The organism is Peptostreptococcus equinus, assembly GCF_027125355.1.
GTDB lineage: Bacteria > Bacillota > Clostridia > Peptostreptococcales > Peptostreptococcaceae > Peptostreptococcus > Peptostreptococcus equinus.
In genome coordinates this window covers 1573643-1592415 of sequence record NZ_CP114052.1, presented here as the reverse complement: position 1 = coordinate 1592415, position 18773 = coordinate 1573643, and the positions used below count along the sequence as shown (strand labels likewise).

The 18773-nt window shown below is 28.2% G+C and carries 17 protein-coding genes; 14 read left to right on the top strand and 3 right to left on the bottom strand.

Annotated elements, in window-relative coordinates; translation table 11 throughout:
• The 8 genes from O0R46_RS07880 (at position 1) to asrC (ending at position 8674) form a co-directional block, all read left to right on the top strand.
• On the top strand, positions 1 to 636 hold the full coding sequence (locus O0R46_RS07880) for an ABC transporter permease (RefSeq protein ID WP_269311205.1): 636 nt from the start codon (positions 1 to 3) through the stop codon (positions 634 to 636).
• 301 nt (positions 637 to 937) lie between these two features.
• On the top strand, positions 938 to 2413 hold the full coding sequence (locus O0R46_RS07875) for an aldehyde dehydrogenase family protein (protein WP_269311203.1): 1476 nt from the start codon (positions 938 to 940) through the stop codon (positions 2411 to 2413).
• 211 nt (positions 2414 to 2624) lie between these two features.
• Positions 2625 to 4097 carry a protein adenylyltransferase SelO gene (locus O0R46_RS07870; protein WP_269311201.1) on the top strand — a complete coding sequence of 491 codons (1473 nt, stop codon included), beginning with the start codon at positions 2625 to 2627 and terminating at the stop codon, positions 4095 to 4097.
• 226 nt (positions 4098 to 4323) lie between these two features.
• Entirely contained in the window at positions 4324 to 5076 is a 753-nt protein-coding gene (gene aroD, locus O0R46_RS07865) for a type I 3-dehydroquinate dehydratase (protein ID WP_269311200.1), read from the top strand.
• 17 nt (positions 5077 to 5093) lie between these two features.
• The gene (locus tag O0R46_RS07860; protein WP_269311199.1) at positions 5094 to 5777 is read left to right on the top strand and encodes a Crp/Fnr family transcriptional regulator; all 684 of its coding nucleotides are present in this window, start codon (positions 5094 to 5096) and stop codon (positions 5775 to 5777) included.
• Positions 5778 to 5882: 105 nt separating this feature from the next.
• Positions 5883 to 6881, top strand: a complete 999-nt coding sequence (asrA, locus tag O0R46_RS07855) for an anaerobic sulfite reductase subunit AsrA (RefSeq protein WP_269311198.1) — start codon at positions 5883 to 5885, stop codon at positions 6879 to 6881.
• Positions 6882 to 6896: 15 nt separating this feature from the next.
• Positions 6897 to 7691, top strand: a complete 795-nt coding sequence (gene asrB, locus O0R46_RS07850) for an anaerobic sulfite reductase subunit AsrB (protein ID WP_269311197.1) — start codon at positions 6897 to 6899, stop codon at positions 7689 to 7691.
• Positions 7692 to 7702: 11 nt separating this feature from the next.
• Complete coding sequence (asrC, locus tag O0R46_RS07845; RefSeq protein ID WP_269311195.1) at positions 7703 to 8674, top strand: sulfite reductase subunit C; 972 nt, start codon at positions 7703 to 7705, stop codon at positions 8672 to 8674.
• Positions 8675 to 8966: 292 nt separating this feature from the next.
• On the opposite strand, the gene O0R46_RS07840 is transcribed toward asrC, so the two are convergent.
• Entirely contained in the window at positions 8967 to 9701 is a 735-nt protein-coding gene (locus tag O0R46_RS07840; RefSeq protein ID WP_269311194.1) for a LytR/AlgR family response regulator transcription factor, read from the bottom strand.
• 8 nt (positions 9702 to 9709) lie between these two features.
• Entirely contained in the window at positions 9710 to 10294 is a 585-nt protein-coding gene (locus O0R46_RS07835) for a sensor histidine kinase (protein ID WP_269311193.1), read from the bottom strand.
• Positions 10295 to 10602: 308 nt separating this feature from the next.
• On the opposite strand from O0R46_RS07835, the gene O0R46_RS07830 reads away from it, so the two are divergent.
• The 5 genes from O0R46_RS07830 (at position 10603) to O0R46_RS07810 (ending at position 16277) form a co-directional block, all read left to right on the top strand.
• On the top strand, positions 10603 to 13164 hold the full coding sequence (locus O0R46_RS07830; RefSeq protein WP_269311192.1) for an ABC transporter permease: 2562 nt from the start codon (positions 10603 to 10605) through the stop codon (positions 13162 to 13164).
• 2 nt (positions 13165 to 13166) lie between these two features.
• A complete protein-coding gene (locus tag O0R46_RS07825) occupies positions 13167 to 13829 on the top strand; it encodes an ABC transporter ATP-binding protein (protein WP_269311191.1) in 663 nt (220 codons plus the stop codon).
• Between the two features lie 223 nt (positions 13830 to 14052).
• Positions 14053 to 14913 (top strand): cation diffusion facilitator family transporter, encoded by an 861-nt coding sequence (locus tag O0R46_RS07820; RefSeq protein ID WP_269311190.1) that lies wholly within the window; start codon positions 14053 to 14055, stop codon positions 14911 to 14913.
• 178 nt (positions 14914 to 15091) lie between these two features.
• Positions 15092 to 15787, top strand: coding sequence for a ferric reductase-like transmembrane domain-containing protein (locus tag O0R46_RS07815; protein ID WP_269311188.1), 696 nt, complete (start codon positions 15092 to 15094; stop codon positions 15785 to 15787).
• Positions 15788 to 15818: 31 nt separating this feature from the next.
• Complete coding sequence (locus tag O0R46_RS07810; protein ID WP_269311187.1) at positions 15819 to 16277, top strand: FMN-binding protein; 459 nt, start codon at positions 15819 to 15821, stop codon at positions 16275 to 16277.
• Positions 16278 to 16508: 231 nt separating this feature from the next.
• On the opposite strand, the gene O0R46_RS07805 is transcribed toward O0R46_RS07810, so the two are convergent.
• The gene (locus O0R46_RS07805) at positions 16509 to 17966 is read right to left on the bottom strand and encodes a glutamate synthase-related protein (RefSeq protein WP_269311186.1); all 1458 of its coding nucleotides are present in this window, start codon (positions 17964 to 17966) and stop codon (positions 16509 to 16511) included.
• 253 nt (positions 17967 to 18219) lie between these two features.
• Here O0R46_RS07805 and bcp point away from each other — a divergent pair, with 253 nt between their 5' ends.
• Positions 18220 to 18684 (top strand): thioredoxin-dependent thiol peroxidase, encoded by a 465-nt coding sequence (bcp, locus tag O0R46_RS07800; protein ID WP_269311185.1) that lies wholly within the window; start codon positions 18220 to 18222, stop codon positions 18682 to 18684.
• The last annotated feature ends 89 nt before the right edge of the window (positions 18685 to 18773 follow it).

The following is an 18773-nucleotide window of genomic DNA, read 5'->3' as shown; positions in this document are numbered from 1 at the left end:
ATGAAAGAGCTAATACAATATTACCAGGTAAATGGCGCTATAGTTTTAGAACAATTTTTTACACACTTTTTAATATCTATATATGGAGTATTGTTTGCTTGCATAGTAGCTATTCCTTTGGGTATGTATATTAGTAAGAGTAGGAAATTATCAGCAGTTACGATAGGTATAGCTAATATAATACAGACAATTCCTTCGTTGGCTTTACTTTCTTTATTAATGGTAGCCATGGGATTAGGTACTAATACAGTGGTAGCAACAGTATTTTTATATTCATTATTGCCAATTCTAAAAAATACATGTACAGGATTAAATAATGTTAATAAAAATTTGTTAGACGTAGCAAAAGGTATGGGTATGACAAAATCGCAAGTAATGATGAAAGTAAAGATGCCATTAGCATTATCGGTTATAATGGGTGGTATTAGAAATGCGCTAGTACTCGCAGTTGGTATAGCCACAATAGGTACATTCATCGGAGCTGGTGGTCTAGGAGACATTATTTCTAGAGGTATATCAGTAAGTAACGGAAGTGCAATTATTTGGGCAGGTACTATACCAACCGCATTAATGGCCGTAATTTTTGACTTGGTTCTAGCAGGGTTAGAAAAGAAGTTCACAAATTATTCGTCATAAAAGAGATAATACTAGAAGAAGAGGTAGTGAGGCCAACTTTTTAGGAGTGGACATCACAAAACCTCTTCTTTTTTATTTAAAATAAATTTATTTAAAAAATAACTATTATTAGATAAAGTAATGGATATTTTAGAGATTGAAATTATTCATAAAAATATATTTTTATGAATAATAAAATTCATGCTGGGTAATATTATATTAGTTAAATAAAAAATGATAGTATAAGAGAAGTATTATCAGTAAATTATGGATTTTCGAATACGACGGACGAAAAGCCAAATTATTATTTTGGAGGTAAATAATGTCAATTTTAACAGAAAAGAGATACCAGTTATATATTAACGGAAAATGGATGGATGCATCGGATGGAGATTATTTGAAATCAATAAATCCTGCTAATGGAGAATTTTTAGCAGAAATAGCAGATGCTTCAAACGAAGATGTAGATGCAGCTGTAAAAGCAGCAAGAGATGCATTTGAATCTTGGTCACAGACTACTACAGCTCAGAGAGCCGATATACTTGATAAAATAGCAGCAATAATAGAAGAAAATGCTGAATTCTTGGCAAAGGTTGAAACTATGGATAATGGTAAACCAATTCGTGAAACTAAGAATGTTGATATACCACTTGCAGCAGATCATTTTAAATATTTTGCAGGGGTAATAAGGAGTGAAGAAGGTTCAGCAAATGTATTAGATGGAAATAAGCTAAGTATAGTACTTAGAGAGCCAATTGGTGTAGTAGGACAGATAGTACCATGGAATTTCCCATTCTTGATGGCAGCTTGGAAGCTTGCTCCAGTAATTGCTGCAGGTGATACAACAATACTAAAGCCATCTAGCTCAACATCATTATCAATATTAGAATTAATGAAATTAATAGAACACTTGATTCCAGCTGGTGTAATTAATATAATTACAGGTAGAGGTTCTAGATCGGGTGATTACCTAGTACAGCACGAAGGTTTGGACAAATTAGCCTTTACAGGATCAACAGAAGTGGGTAGAAATATAGGAATAGAAGCAGCCAAGAGAATAATACCAGCAACTCTTGAATTAGGTGGAAAATCGGCTAATATATTCTTTGATGATTGTGATATAGAGCAAGCTCTTGATGGAGTACAATTAGGTATATTATTCAATCAAGGTCAGGTTTGTTGTGCAGGTTCAAGAATATTTGTTCAGGAAGGCATTTATGATGAATTTGTAAAAAAAGCTGTAGAAAGATTCAAGAAGGTAAAGGTTGGAGATCCATTAGATGAAGAAACAATGATGGGTGCACAGGTAAATATAAGACAGGCTGAAAAAATATTAGGTTATGTAGAGACAGGTAAAAATGAAGGTGCTAAGGTGGCTGTTGGAGGTCAGAAGGCTTGTAAAACGCAGTTTGCTGATGGAGCTTTTGTAGAACCTACACTACTAGTAGATGTAACTAATGATATGGTTGTAGCTCAAGAAGAAATATTTGGACCTGTAGGGGTTATTATAAAGTTCAAGGATGCTGATGAAGTTATAAAAATGGCTAATGAATCAGTATATGGTCTAGGCGGTGGTGTATACACAAAAAATATAGACACAGCATTAGATGTAGCTAGAAGAATTAAGACTGGTAGAATCTGGGTTAACACATATAATCAGATACCTGCTGGAGCACCATTTGGTGGAGTAAAGCAGTCTGGTATAGGTAGAGAAACACACAAGATGATATTGGATAATTATACACAAGCTAAGAATATAATGATAGATTTGACTGGTAAGGGCAGTGGATTCTATTAAGTCAAAAAAAATATTATAAGTAAATGAGATTATATGTAAAATATCCACCTAAAGTTTTTGGGTGGATATTTTACTATTAAAAATTAGGGTATAATACTTATAATAATATAGACAAAAATAAAAAAATATATATTAAATAATAGAATAAAAAAATATATATAAGTTGATGTATGTAAGGAATAAAATAAATAATATAGAAAGGAATGATATTATGACTTGGAATATAGATACAAGCTATAAGGCTTTGCCCAAGATGTTTTATAGAAATGAAGGTCCTAGAGAATATAGAGACTTGAAGTTATTAAAACTAAATGAATTACTTGCTAAAGAATTAGGGTTAGATGTACAAGCACTGAAAAGTGAAGATGGTATTAAAATATTGGCGGGGGCGAAGCTTCCTGAAGGTGTTGGGCCAATATCTCAAGCATATGCTGGACATCAATTTGGGCATTTTACGATGCTAGGTGATGGAAGAGCTATGTTATTAGGGGAACATATAACTCCAGATGGGAAAAGATATGATATTCATTTAAAAGGTAGTGGTAGGACTGTATACTCAAGAGGAGGAGATGGAAAGGCTGCTGTTGGCCCAATGCTTAGAGAATATATAATATCGGAGGCTATGTATGAATTAGGCATACCTACTACTAGAGCCTTATCTGTAATTGCGACAGGTGAAGATGTATATAGAGAAAACCTATTACCAGGTGCAGTCTTGGCTAGAGTAGCATCTAGTCATTTGAGAGTTGGAACTTTTCAATTTGCTGCAACAAATACAAGTAAGGATGATTTAAAAGCACTGACTGATTATGCAATCAATAGACACTACCCTTTTTTAAACAAAATAGAAAACGAACAAGAAAGATATTTAGAATTTTTGGAAGAGGTAGTAAAAAATCAAGCAAAGCTAGTAGCAAAGTGGATGCTGGTTGGATTTATACATGGTGTAATGAATACAGATAATGTTACAATTAGTGGAGAAACTATTGACTATGGTCCATGTGCTTTTATGGATATCTATGATCAAGCTACAGTATTTAGCTCGATAGATTATAAATCAAGGTATTCCTATGAACATCAGCCATCAATAGCTGTATGGGATTTATCAAGATTGGCTGATGCAATGATTACACTATTTTCAGATAAGCAAGATGATGCTGTAAAATTTGCAAGTGAAAAAATCAAAAAATTTGATATATATTATTATAAAGAATTTTTTAATGGAATGAGAAAAAAACTTGGTCTACTAGGCGATAAAGAAGATGAAGATAGAGTGTTGGTTTATGGCTTATTAGCCTTGATGGAAAAGTATAAAGCAGACTATACAAATACATTTATAGATTTGACATTTGACAATTTAGAAGAAAATGGACTTACAAAATCAGATGAATTTAAAAAATGGTATGATTTGTGGAAAACAAGATTATCTAGTGAAATTAAAAATGGGATAGCAAAAGAGAATCAAGCATTTGAATTAATGAAATCCTCAAATCCTGCTATAATACCTAGAAATTCATCAGTAGAAGAAGCATTAGAAGAAGCTAGCAAAACAGGAAAAATAGATAAGTTTGAAAAGCTACTAAAAGCATTAAAAAATCCATTTGAGCATAATGAATTACAAAAAGAATACAGAGAAGTAGAAAAGACATTTACAAGAAAATATAAGACATATTGTGGGACATAGGAAATTTTTGAATTTCAGACACTTCTCAACTATAATAATTGAATAATAATATTAATTGAATAAGATTTATATCTTATAAAAAAGTGAAGCAAATATTTGTTTCACTTTTTTATTTGCACTAAGATATTGACCCGAGTTAGCCTTTATAAGTATAATAAAGCTAAATATAATTTTGTTGAAAAATAAGTGATAATTAAATATATACGGCTTGAAAAAGGAGGTACTTATGAAAACATATATGGTTAGAAATGTTGAAATTGGAAAAGATTCTCCAAAAATTTGCGTTCCAATTGTTGGAGAGGAAATTGAAGAAATATTAGAATCAGCTGCTGAGATTGCAGATACGAAGGCAGATATAGTTGAATGGAGAGTAGATTATTTTAACTCATATGACAATTATGAGCAAATATTAATATGTTTGAAAAAGTTGAGAAGTTTGTTAAGAGATATACCGATTATATTTACTTTTAGAACGGATAAAGAATGTGGTCATAAAAATATAGATAGAGATTACTACACTAAATTAAACAAATTAGCTATAGAATCATCTTTAATAGATATTGTAGATATAGAAGTTAACACTATTGGAGATGATATGAAAGAATTAATTGAGTTGGCTCATAAAAATAATGTGCTATTGATAGGTTCAATCCATAATTTTGAAAGCACGCCTACAAGAGAGGATATTATGGAAAATCTTAAGTATATTGAGTCATTGAATGTAGATATACCAAAAGTAGCATATATGCCAAACTGCAACGAAGATGTCATGAACTTACTTGCAGCGAGTAAAGATATATACGAAAATTATAGCGATAGACCATTTATAGCTATATCTATGTCTGATATTGGCTTTATTAGTAGAATATGTGGAAATAGATTTGGATCAGCTATTACATTTGGAACAGTTGGTAAAAATTCTGCTCCAGGTCAGGTAGATATAGATAATCTGATAGATAAAATGGCCCTATTTAGTTAGAAATAGAGGAGGAATTTATGATTGATTACACTTGTATTAAAGTGTTTGAAGGTCTAAAAAAGGAAACTTTAGATAAGGTAGCTTTATGTAGTGATATAATTAAATTAAAGAAAAATCAATGCTTATATACTGATGGTCAGGAATTAAAATACGTATACTTTCTCTTATCAGGGAAGATAACTTTATCGAAACCTAATGAAAATGGAGAGTCCAGGATAATTTTTATACTTACACCAGGAGATACAATAAATCAGCCTATAATGAGAAAAAATACATCTGCGGTTGAATGTTGGGGTTTTGAAGATAGTAAAATACTTAGAATAACATTCGAAGAATTTGATAGATTAATGAGTCAAGACTATAATCTTAGCAGAAATTGTATGATATTTATGGAAAAGAGAATTAGACGTCTTTATAGGCAATTAAAAAATGGTGTACTGGGAAATTTAGATAAAAAACTAGCAGCTAAATTATATAGACTTGGAATAGAGCATGGTATAAAGTCAAATGATCAAATGACAAAAATTGACTTAAAGATTACAATCACATATTTAGCTAAAATGATTGGATGTCAAAGAGAGTCATTATCTAGATCTATCAAATATCTTAGTTCATTAGACATTATGAAATATGAAGATAAGTATTTTTATGTAGATATGAAAAAGGCAAATAGATTTTTTAAAACAAGTGAGAAACTGTGATTATTATCACAGTTTTTTTGTTTTTCGACTGATAAAATTATAACTATAACAAATAGAAATATTGAATTTACTAGCGTAAGGCGTATTTTATATTGGGAGGTTAACATGAAATTAAAGTTGAATGTAGAACAATTCGACAAAGGATTAGCAGAATTGAGTAAGACTTATAAAATTTATGCACCAAAATCATTTGAAAAAAGGGGTACATATTCAGACACTGATGTTATTAAATATGATATAGTTGAAAAATTTGAAGATATGGAGTTAGAAAGAAAATCAAATTTTTCTGCAAAAGAAACTTTTTTGCCTATAAATCAGGTATTATTTTATTTTACTGAAGATGAATATAGAGAGACTAGTATTGATGAAAAGAATATTTTAGTATTTCTCAGAGCATGCGATTTAAATGGAGTAAAGAGAGTTGATCAAATTTATCTTGGAAATGGTGAAGAAGACTATTTCTATAAAAGATTAAGAGATAAGGTAAAGTTTGTTGTAATAGGATGTCCAAAGAGCTTTAGAAATTGTTTTTGTGTAAGTATGGATTCAAATAAAGCGGACAATTATGATGCTGGAATGAATGTAAGAGGAAATGAAATATATTTAGATTTAGTAGATGATTCCTTAAAGATATTTGAAGGTGAAGAAACTGAATTCGAAGTCGATTATGTTAGAGAAAATAATTTTATGGTAGATGTACCTAAAGAAGTAGATTTTGAAAAAATGGCAAATCATGATATGTGGAGAGAATATGATACAAGGTGTATTGGCTGTGGTAGATGTAATTTTGTCTGTCCAACTTGTACATGTTTTTCTATGCAGGATATCTTCTATAAAGAAAATATAAAGGTAGGAGAAAGGCGCAGAGTACACGCTTCTTGTCAAGTTGATGGATATACTAATATAGCTGGAGGCCATTCATTTAGAGAAAGGCACGGTCAAAGAATGAGATTTAAAACTATGCATAAAATTCACGATTTTAAAGAAAGATTCGGATATAATATGTGTGTCGGATGTGGTAGATGTGATGATGCCTGTCCACAGTATATATCATTCTCAAAAGCTATAGACAAAGTAAGCCAAGTGATGAGAGAAGAAGACTAAAAGGAGGTAAAAATAATGAAAAATAATTATATACCAGTAGCATCAGAAATATTAGATATAATAAAACACACAAAGTCTGAATGGACATTTAGAACAAAGACAAATACTGAAGGAGTAAAACCAGGGCAATTTTATGAAATTTCTTTGCCTAAAAGAGGTGAAAGTCCAATATCAGTATCTGGGATAGGAGAAAATTATATAGATTTTACAATCAGAAATGTAGGTAAGGTGACAGGAATTTTATTTGACCATAAGGTAGGTGATAAATTATTTATTAGAGGACCTTATGGAAATGGATTTGATATAAATAATTATAAGGGAAGAGATTTAGTAGTAGTGGCAGGAGGTAGTGCCATTGCGCCTGTAAGAGGAATTATACAACATGTTTACAATAATCCACAAGATTTCAAATCATTTAAACTAATAGTAGGATTTAAATCACCAGATGATATATTATTTGCTAATGATTTACAGATGTGGTCCGAAAAACTAGATATAGTAGTAACAGTAGATGATGCACCAGAAGGATATCAGGGTAATGTTGGATTGGTTACAAAATATATACCAGAATTGAAATTTGAAGATTTAAGTGAAGTTTCTGCTGTAGTAGTAGGACCACCTATGATGATGAAATTTGCTGTTGCTGAATTTTTGAAGTTAGATATAGCAGAAAAAGATGTATGGGTTTCTTATGAAAGAAATATGCACTGTGGTCTAGGTAAGTGTGGTCACTGTAAGATGGATTCAACTTATATTTGTTTAGATGGACCAGTATTTTCTTACGATTTTGCAAAAACATTACAAGACTAGGAGGGACAGATATGATTAGAGATTTAAATACTAAAAAGACAATGAAGAATGCTTTTAGAATTACAAAAGAAAAATATATGACTTCTTTGAGAGTTAGAGTTCCTGGTGGTTTGATAGATCCAGATTCTATGATGGCAATTTCTAAAATAGCTACTGAATATGGTGATGGACAAATACATATAACAACTAGACAAGGGTTTGAGATTCTTGGAATTCCAATGGAAAAAATGGATGAAGTAAACAAACTTGCTCAGCCTTTAATAGATAATTTGAATATAAATCAGGCAGAAAGAGGTACAGGCTATGATGCTGCTGGAACGAGAAATGTAACCGCATGTATAGGAAACAAGGTCTGTCCAAAGGCCCAGTATAATACTACAGCATTTGCAAAACGCATAGAAGACAATATATTCCCTAATGACCAGCATGTAAAAGTTGCTTTGACAGGATGTCCAAATGACTGTATAAAAGCTAGAATGCATGACTTTGGTATTATAGGTATGTGTCTACCTGAATATGATATGGATAGATGTGTAGCATGTAATGCTTGTGTAAAAAAATGTAAGAAAATTTCTGCAGACGCTTTGAAAATGGAAAACAACAAGATAGTGAGAGATCAAAAAAAATGTATAGGTTGTGGAGAATGTGTTTTAAATTGTCCAATGTCAGCTTGGACTAGAAGTCCTAAAAAATATTATAAGCTAATGATTATGGGTAGAACGGGTAAGAAAAATCCAAGATTAGCTATAGATTGGTTAAAGTGGGTAGATGAAGATTCAATAATAAAAATAATAAACAATACTTATGCATATTGCAAAGAATATATAGATCCCCAGGCTCCGGGCGGAAAAGAACATATTGGATATATGGTTGATAGAACTGGTTTTCAAGAATTTAGAAAATGGGCTCTAAAAGATGTAGAACTTCCACCAGAAACAGAAGAAATGGACAATATGTATTGGACAGGACCAAAATATTACTAAGATATATAGTAAATAAATAGATATATTATATAACATATCTACGCTGAATCAAACTAATTTATTAAAGTATAATAAATTGGTTATATATATATGGATAACTATTTTATTGTATTAATTCAAATAATATAAGCTTTTATGCAATTAATGACTATGATTTTTTAATAAAAAATAAATGTTCTAGAATTTGATAATCAAATATTTAAAGAACCTTTAAAAAAGATATAATATAATTTAAGATATTATGAAAACTATTTTATATAAATTAAGGCACACTTGGGATTGTATAGTGTGCCTAGTATTTTGTTGTATGATATTTAGATAAAAAAGATACTTCTTTTTTCTTATCTAAATATGCAGATAAATTTGAATCAGTAAAGAATATTTCAGAATGAGTTCTGCTAGAAGGCACAACCCTATATACTTTTTTCAAGTTAATTATGTATTTAGAGGAAGATTGAAAGAAATAATGTGGAACTCTATTAATTATATTTTGAAAATCACTATAAAATTTGATTAGAGTATCATTATCTAAACATAAATTGACACTTCGGCCAGATTTTTCAAAGAATAATATATTATCAAAATTCACCATATTAATAGACTTCCTAAACTTATATGTAAAAATGCTGTCCTCAATACTTATATGTTTGTTTATTTTTTTAGATATTAAAAAATCGTTAGCAATATTTATTGATTCAATTAGTCTAGAATAATCAATAGGTTTTACTAAAAAATCGATAGGTCTTACTTGATGACTATTGATTGAATACTTTGGGTAAGCTGTAATAAAAATAGTTAATAAATCATTGTTTATGTTATTTTTTATATTCTGTGCCAAGTCCAAACCGCTTAACTTTGGCATATCTATATCAGTGATAAGTAAATCAAATAAATTATTTTTCGCAATCTTTAAAGCTTCACTACCATCATTTGCAGTTAAAACATATTCAACACATTCAAGTGTTTTTATATTATTTTTTATTGTATTTAAATCTTTATTATTGTCTTCGCATAAAAGTATTTTCATTATTTCTCCTAAAATTTTGGTAATATAACTGTAAAAGAAGTATGTAGGGAATTGCTATTTACAATCATTGATCCATTGTGTTTTTCAATAACTTCTTTTACTAAATTCATGCCAAATCCATGGCTATTATCCAGTGAGGAACTTGTTCCCATATGGAATATATCATTTGTGTTTTTTATTTCTGGACCATTATTTATAATATTGATACAAGTTTCAATATCATCTTCAAATATGTTAACCCTAATATATGAAAAATCTTTCTTTATTTTTTCTAGAGCATTAATTGAATTATCAATAAGATTTGTGATAATTATATTAAAATCTAAATAAGGTATAAACTTACTCTTTATATTATTATCTATAGAATATGAATAGTTTATTCTTTCTTTATCACAAATTTCTTGATAAGAGTTCAATATTTTTTCTAATAAATCAATATCATCATAATTTTCCTCTAAGCGATTTAATAAGGTAATATTCTTTTTATTGTCATGATTTGATTTTCTCAATTCCATAATTAAAGAATTCTTGTTTTTTAATAGTCTTTCCTTTTGGTTCAACTCTTCCTCAATTTCTTTTAACTCATTATTCAAATAATATATTTTATGAAGGAGACTTAATGATAGCAAAAAAAGTGCTGTTAAAATCGTTAAGAGAAAAAGTATTATAAATGTATTTTTCATAAGCACCTCAAAAAGTTATATATTATAAAATATATTATATACAATTTATTATAAACAAGCAATATAGCCAAAAATTATGCAAATTACATGCTATAGTATATATGAGTGAATGAAATCGTACTTACGTTGACTGTGTGTGAATAATTTATGCATTTATATAAGTTGAATATTTTTTTATAAGCAATATAATGGTCTTAAATAATACTTAGGAGGGCGATATGTATTTTAAATTTGGTCTTAGATATATAAAAAAATATGAAAAAAGATCTTTTGTTATTTTTCTTGGATTTTTGTTGGCTATTTTAATTGGTTCTACTAGTAGTATAATGAAGCAAATTGCGAATAATGCCGCATTGAAACAATCAATAGAATATAATAAATATCACATAATAGTTAATAATGTAGATGAAAAGTTATTAAATTATATTTCAAGAGATAAGAGTATTAAAAACTATAAATTGGTCAATTATATTGATTCATCTGATATATCCAATCCTATTATTTTTAATATTATAGGTACAGAAGATGGTTTGATTAATAATAAAATAATAAAAGGTAGGATAGCGAACAATAAAAATGAAATTAGTGCACAGAGCTGGGTTTTAAAAAATTTAGGTAAAAATGTTGGAGATACACTGACTTATAAATCTTATAAGGAAAAAGGTCTAACAAAGTCTTTAAAAATTGTAGGACAAATTGAAAATAATAAAAATGATTTAGAAAAAGGAATTATTGAATTAAATACTAAATCATGTGGGAGAGAAATCCAAAAATATAACACGTTAAATATAGAATTAAAAGATAGTCCACAGTTAAGAAGAAGTATAAGTTTATTAAAAGAAAAAATTAAAAGAAGTTATAAAATAGAAGAAAAAAATATTATTTTGAATGAAGAATTAATAGAGGCATATGAGAATGATGGAAGTGGCATAAAAGAAAGTTTAATAATAATATCTCTTGTGGTTTTATTTTCTTCAATAATAATTTTTTCTACATATTATGTATCTTTAAAAGATAAAATAGAAGATTTTGCAATATTAAGAGCTCTAGGCATTAAAGATAGTGATTTAGTAAAAATAATTTTTACAGAATTATTTTTATTATTTATACCAGCTTTAAGTATAGGTATCATAGGAGCATTAATTCTCAGTGTTTTACTTACTGATATGGGTTTAAATACAATGGCAGAATTGGTGGATAATAATAAGATAATATATGATATAAAGTTACCTTGTGAGTTGTTAATTTCTTTAATCTTTGTATTTACACTCGTATCATTAGTAATAGCACTTTTTACATATTTTATGTCTGTAAGGAATATTCCTATAGGATTAATGAAGTTTAATAGTGGAATAAAAAAAATAACATATAAAAGGGTGAATGGCAAGTATATTGATAAAATAGGAATCTCAAATTATCTTTCTTTAAGATATTTAAAAAAGGATAATATGGCATTATTTTTAATTATTATATGCATAGCCTTATCCTTATCTCAAATTATATATCAATCTTTTTTAAATGATACTGAAAAAATTGTTTTTGAAAATTGGAAAAATAAAGGAATACAATCAATATCTGTAAGTAAAAGTAACCCATATAATGAAAGAGCAAGGATGACAGAAAATGATATAAAAGAAATAAATAATATAAATGCTATAAAAGCAAATTTATGGTCAGCAAATATTTATACTAGAATGGATGTACCTAAAAGCAAGATTAATTCTATGATGTATTTTAAAGATATTAATAAATCTGAATATGTAAAAAACGTATATAAGGGGATGTATAAAGAATATGAAGATAAATATACAATTAAAAATAAAATATTAGCCTATAATGATGATGCATTGAAATATTTAGAAAAAGATCTAATTTCAGGAAGTATAGATATTCAAAAGATGAAGAAAAATAATGAGTGTGTTCTACTTTATCCTAAATATTATATAAATTTAGATAAAAAAATAGATCAAAGAAATTTAATTCTAAAATATAAAGTAGGAGATCAAATAAGTGTAAAAATACCTAAAAATCTTGAAATAAGCTCAAAAAATCCAGAACAGTTGTATCAATATTGGCAGATGAATTATAATCCTAAAATGAAAGAAGAAAAATTTAAGATTTCTGCAATTGTACAAGATACGTCAATACAGCATCAATTTTCTGTACAGTCTGTTGATATTATACTTCCATATAAGACAGTAAAAAAAATAGATTCAAATATATATTTCGATTCTGGAGAAGTGATTGTTAAAGATAAGAAAAATAGAAAAATTGTAGAAGATAAACTTATTGATAGATTTTCTAAAGGCAATGGTTTTAATGTTATGAATAGTTTGCTTTATTTTGACAGAGAAGAGAGTGAATTTAATGAGTATTTAAATATAGGTAATGCAAAATTATATGCTTTTATAACTTTGTCATCCATATGTCTTATTAATATATTGAACTATAAAATTTTTAATAAAAGACATGATATAGGTATTTTAAGGGCACTAGGGATGACAGATGGTCAGATTAAAAATTTAATATATAGTGAAGCATATGCATATGCTATAATTTCGACAATTTTAGCATGGTTAATTGCTATATTTAGACAAATAAATTATATAAATACTATGGAAAAAATAAATCATGTTGTTGGCATAAGGCTAAGTATATCATTAGGTAATTATTTATTTGTATTTATATACTGTCTACTACTATGTTTTTTTGCTAGTTATTTACCAATAAAAAAGATATTAAATCATTATATTAGTGACGAGATAAGGAGTTTAGAATAAATATGGCTTATGTAGAATTAATAAATATAGGAAAAGTATACGATAAAGGTGAAAACAAATTTAATGCCCTAAAAAATATAAACTTAAAAATAAATGAAGGAGAATTTGTTGTAATAATGGGTCCTTCAGGTAGTGGAAAAACCACTTTACTAAATATTATAGCGGGTATAGATACACCAACATCTGGAAGTATATTAATAAATGAGATAGATTTAAAAGATAAAAATAAAAGTTCCCTTGCAAGATATAGAAGGAGAGATATAGGAATAATTTTTCAACAATATAATTTAATAAGAGTTTTAACTGTTAGAGAAAATATTGAATTACAAGTAAGATTAGATAATAAAAAGCCAGATAAAGAAGACGTTGATAACTTAATGGATTCTATTGGTTTAAAAAAACTAGAAAATAAATTTCCAGATCAATTATCTGGTGGAGAACAGCAGAGAGTTGCAATAGCTAGAGCCCTTGCAGCAAATCCTATATTATTATTAGCTGATGAACCAACCGGTAATCTGGATTCAAAAACAAGTAATGAAATATTGAAAATAATAAAAAATATTTCTAGAAATAATAAGCAAACTATTATAATGATTACGCATGATATTAATGTTGCAGATTATGCTGATAGAATCATTAATATTAAAGATGGTCAAATTATATAAATATTTCTTAAATAATTTAAATATACAATCAAATATCAATTGATAATAAATACATAATGAATAAATATTTTAAAAGTGCTATTTAACAATAAAAATAGCACTTTTTTATGATTATTAATAAAACTATTTATATCAATTGATAATTAAATAAAAAAGAGGTATACTAATATGATAGTGATAAATACAGTTATATTTTATGTATTTTAAAGTTAGGAGAACAAAAATGGATAGAAAGACAAGAGTCGCCCTACTATCAGTAGGGTCAAATATATTATTAGTGATATTAAAAATTGTAGCGGGTATACTAAGCGGTTCTATAAGTATAATTTCGGAAGCGATGCATTCGGGTGTGGATTTATTAGCATCAGTTATTGCTTTTATTTCAGTAAAAACATCCTCTAGACCAGCAGATGAAAAACATCCGTATGGACATGGTAAGATGGAAAATATTTCTGGGTTTATTGAAGGCTTGTTGATTTTTATAGCAGCAATTGCCATAATAAAAGAAGCAATAAACAAAATGATAGAACCAGTTTCTATAGAACAAGCACCCGTTGCGATTGTAGTGATGTTTTTTGCAGCTATAGTCAATTTTTTTGTATCAAGAAAGTTACATATTGTTTCCAAGGAAGAAGATTCTCAAGCACTTGAAGCTGATTCACTTCATTTAAAAACAGATGTATATACATCACTAGGTGTAGGTGTGGGTATTGCTTTAGTAAAGCTGACTGGAATTAGTATACTAGATCCAATTGTAGCATTATTAGTTGCTTTATTGATAATTAAAGAAGCGTATGAACTATCTTCAAATGCATTTAATATTTTATTAGATGGGAGCCTTCCAGAAGATGAATTAAATATAGTGATTAAAGCAATTGAATCGCATAAAAATGAGTTTTTAGACTATCACAAGTTAAAGACCAGAAAGGCTGGTAGTATGAAATATATAGATTTTCATATTACAGTACCAAAAGAAATGACAGTAGAAAGATCTCATCAAATTCAAGGAAACCTAAAGAAAGATTTAAAAGATGCTTTGGTAAATACACGTGTAAATGTACATATAGATCCTGAAAAAAAGTAATAATCAATAAAAATAAAAAATAAGTTTAGACTAAAATTTTAGTTTAAACTTATTTTTTATTTTTCACTTTTATGCCATGTAAAAGACACATTATTAGTTGATAATAAAATTATAAAATAATAAATCTAAACGGACAGCATAAAACTTAAAAAAGTAAAAAATATAAAAGGAGGAAGCTATGAGAATAATATTATCTTTTTTAATAGTAACTTTGCTAGCATATATTTTATCTAAGAAAATAAATAAATATTGTAAAGAAATATATATTGTTAGTTTACTAATTTCAGGAATAGTTCTATGGCATACATATTTAAGTTTAAATGGATACATAATTACATACTCACCTATACTAAATATATTAATGGATGCGATTAAATCGGGAGCCTTAGGTGGAGCAATTTTTATTTTAGTGATGTATATGGGAGTGTTTGACAAATCAAATAATTTTACTAGAAGACTTAGAAAAAATAGGGGTGTATTATCAATTATAGGCTCTATATTACTACTACCACATATATTAGCTTATATGATTTCTTATATACAAAATGCTACAATATTAACGGAAAATGGATTTAATTTCGTATTAGCCTTAGTTTTATTTGTCTCGGGATTGATAGCTTTTATTATAATGGTTCCTTTATTTATCACATCATTTATAAAAATTAGAAAAAATATGGATAGAGGTAAATGGAAAAAAATACAGGCTAATGCTTATATTTTCTACGCTATGATATTTATACATGTAATTGCACTATATTTATCAAAAAATCCTAGTTATTCTAGAAATATAAATTTAATATTTTATATTAGTGTATTTACATCATATAGTTTATTCAAGTTTATAGATACTAATAAATTATACCTTAATGTATAGAAACATAAATAAAATTAAAAAGGAGTAAAAAATGAGCATAAAAAGAATTTTTTTGACTATAATAATATGTATACTTACAACTATATTAATAAGTTATGGAAGTGACATAAAAAATACAAATACAAAAAATATTAAAAGTATATATGAAAACAGCAATAGTAAAAATGAAGTCAATGATGATAACGCTGATAATACAGTCATAAATAATGAGTCATCAGAAAGTTTCATATATAAAGATGGAGAGTATACTGGTGTTGGTAATGGATTCAGAGGGGAGACAAAGGTAAGCGTCAAAGTAGAATCTGGTAAGATAAGTAATATACAGATTTTAGAGAGTCAAGATGATGATAAATACTTGGATAGGGCATCAGAATTAATAAATCAAATAATAGAAAGCCAATCCACAACTGTCGATACGGTTAGTGGAGCTACATATAGTTCAAATGCCATAATTCAAGCAGTAGATAACGCACTTGAATCAGCAAAATAAACTAATTAATTTATTTATTTATTTATTTAAATCTCTTTTGATGAGTTTTCAATGGATATGAATGAGTACATATATTATTACACTAATGAGCGAATTCAATACAAAACAAAATGGATGCACCTACAAAATATAGGCAAGCATCCAATGTTTCTAACTAATTAAATATTGTGTCTAGTTTATTGGTAAACATCAATAAAGGGATTTTTTATTATAATTCTATATAAATTAATTTTATGCATGTTCAATAAATGTATTTTCAGCGATTTCTCTATTTACAGTACATAAATCTTCTAAAGATAAATCGTGAATATCTTCGTGACCAGTAATTCGAGCGAAAAGTCTTAATTCATCAGCACATACATTCAAATAGTTAGCTAATCTCTGGGCTGATTTATCTATTTTTAGTCTTGATCTTAGCTTAGGATCTTGAGTGGCGATACCAACTGGGCAATTACCTGAACCACATATTCTATATTGTTGACAAGCTATTGCAATTAATGCTGCAGAAGATATGGCTATTGCATCCGCTCCCATTGCAATAGCTTTTGCATAATCTGGAGAAACCCTAAATCCACCAGTCATTACGAGTTGTATATCTGATCCAGCCTCATCTAAATATTTTCTAGCTCTATGGAGTGCATATATAGTTGGAACAGAAGTAGATTCTCTCAAGAAATATGGGCTTGAACCTGTAGCTCCACCTCTTCCATCTATAGTAATAAAATCAGGTTCTGCAAATACACAGTGCTCTAAATCTTTTTCTAATTTTCCAGCCGCTATTTTTATACCTATTGGACGACCTCCAGAACGTTCTCTCAATTCATAAACTAGGTTTTTTAAATCTTCTTTGCTGTTTATACCAGGGAATTTTGAAGGACTTTGTATATCTTCTCCAACTCTAAAGCCTCTTATTCTTGCTATATCTTCAGTCACTTTATTTCCTGGGAGATGTCCACCCATACCTGGTTTTGTACCTTGTCCTATTTTTATTTCTATTGCATCAGAATTTCTAATATTTTCATCAGTTACACTATAAAGGTTTGGAACATATTCAAATATATATTTATATGCATTATCTCTTTCTTGTGGTAGCATACCGCCTTCACCACTGCATATTGCTGTGTTTGCCATAGCGCTACCTCTTGCAAGGGCTTCTTTTGTCTCAGCAGAAAGTGCACCAAATGACATATGCGAAATATAGACAGGAGATTCTAATACCATAGGTTTTTTTGCATTTTTTCCTATTACAGTTTGTATATTTACAGGAAAACCATCATCTAATGGTGGGGGATTCAGTTGTGCACCCATTATAAGTATATCGTCCCAAGAAGGCATAGCAATTTTTGTGCTCATAGCTGCACTTAGCATTTGTCCACTAATGGACATTTCATGTATTTCAGACATATACCTTTCTGTAGGGTCTTTGCGTATTAGAGCAGGTTCTATTTCTAAAGATTCATCCTTTTTCATTTCTTCTGCTTCATCTACTAATCTTTGAACATCCTTTTTAACCGATTCTTTATTCTGAATATCTAAAACCTTTTCCTCAATATTATTATCCTCTTGGATTAATTCAAATTTATCTCTTTTAACCTTACATAAAGGACAGCGCTCTAATTGCTCAAAAGGACGTCCTTCCTTTTCTTCATCATATATAAAACCACATACGACACAACGATATTTTGCCATAATATTTTACCTCCAAAGTGTAAATTTATAAATAATAATAACTACTTGTTTTAATATTACCCAAGTTATTTGAAAATCCACGTCATATACTTAATTTAAATTAAAATCGTTTAATTAACCTTATTAAAATGGGTATAAATAATGTATAATATTGTTTGACAAGTAATGATTAGTATAAGTGTTTTTTATAAAACATAGGCAATTATAAGCAAAAAAATTTTGAAAATATATGTAGATTTAGAGGAGGATTAAAATGAAGATAGGAGAAAAAGCTATAGATTTTACTTTAAAGGATAAGAATGGAAAAGACGTAAGTTTAAGTGATTATAAAGGTAAAAAAATAATACTATATTTCTACCCAAAAGATAATACACCTGGGTGTACAAAGCAGGCTTGTAATTTTAGAGATAATTATCCACATTTTCAAGAAAAGGGAGCAGTAGTAATAGGTATTAGTAAAGATGGTCAAAAAGCACATACAAATTTTACAGAAAAATATGATTTACCATTTATGCTTTTATCTGATCCAGATTTAGAAGTAATACAGAAGTATGGTGTTTGGAAAGAAAAGAAGATATTTGGAAAAACAGCTTTAGGGGTTGTGAGAACTACCTTTTTAATAGATGAAGACTTCAAGGTAGCTGATATAATGGACGGTAAAAGAATGAAGGCTTCAACTAATGCAGAGGATGTATTAAAAAGCGACTTTTTAAAGTAATAAGGATTAACAATTCAATTAATATACAAAATAAATAGAAAAATATTAATTTATATTATTTATTTTTAAAAATATTATTAAATAAGGTG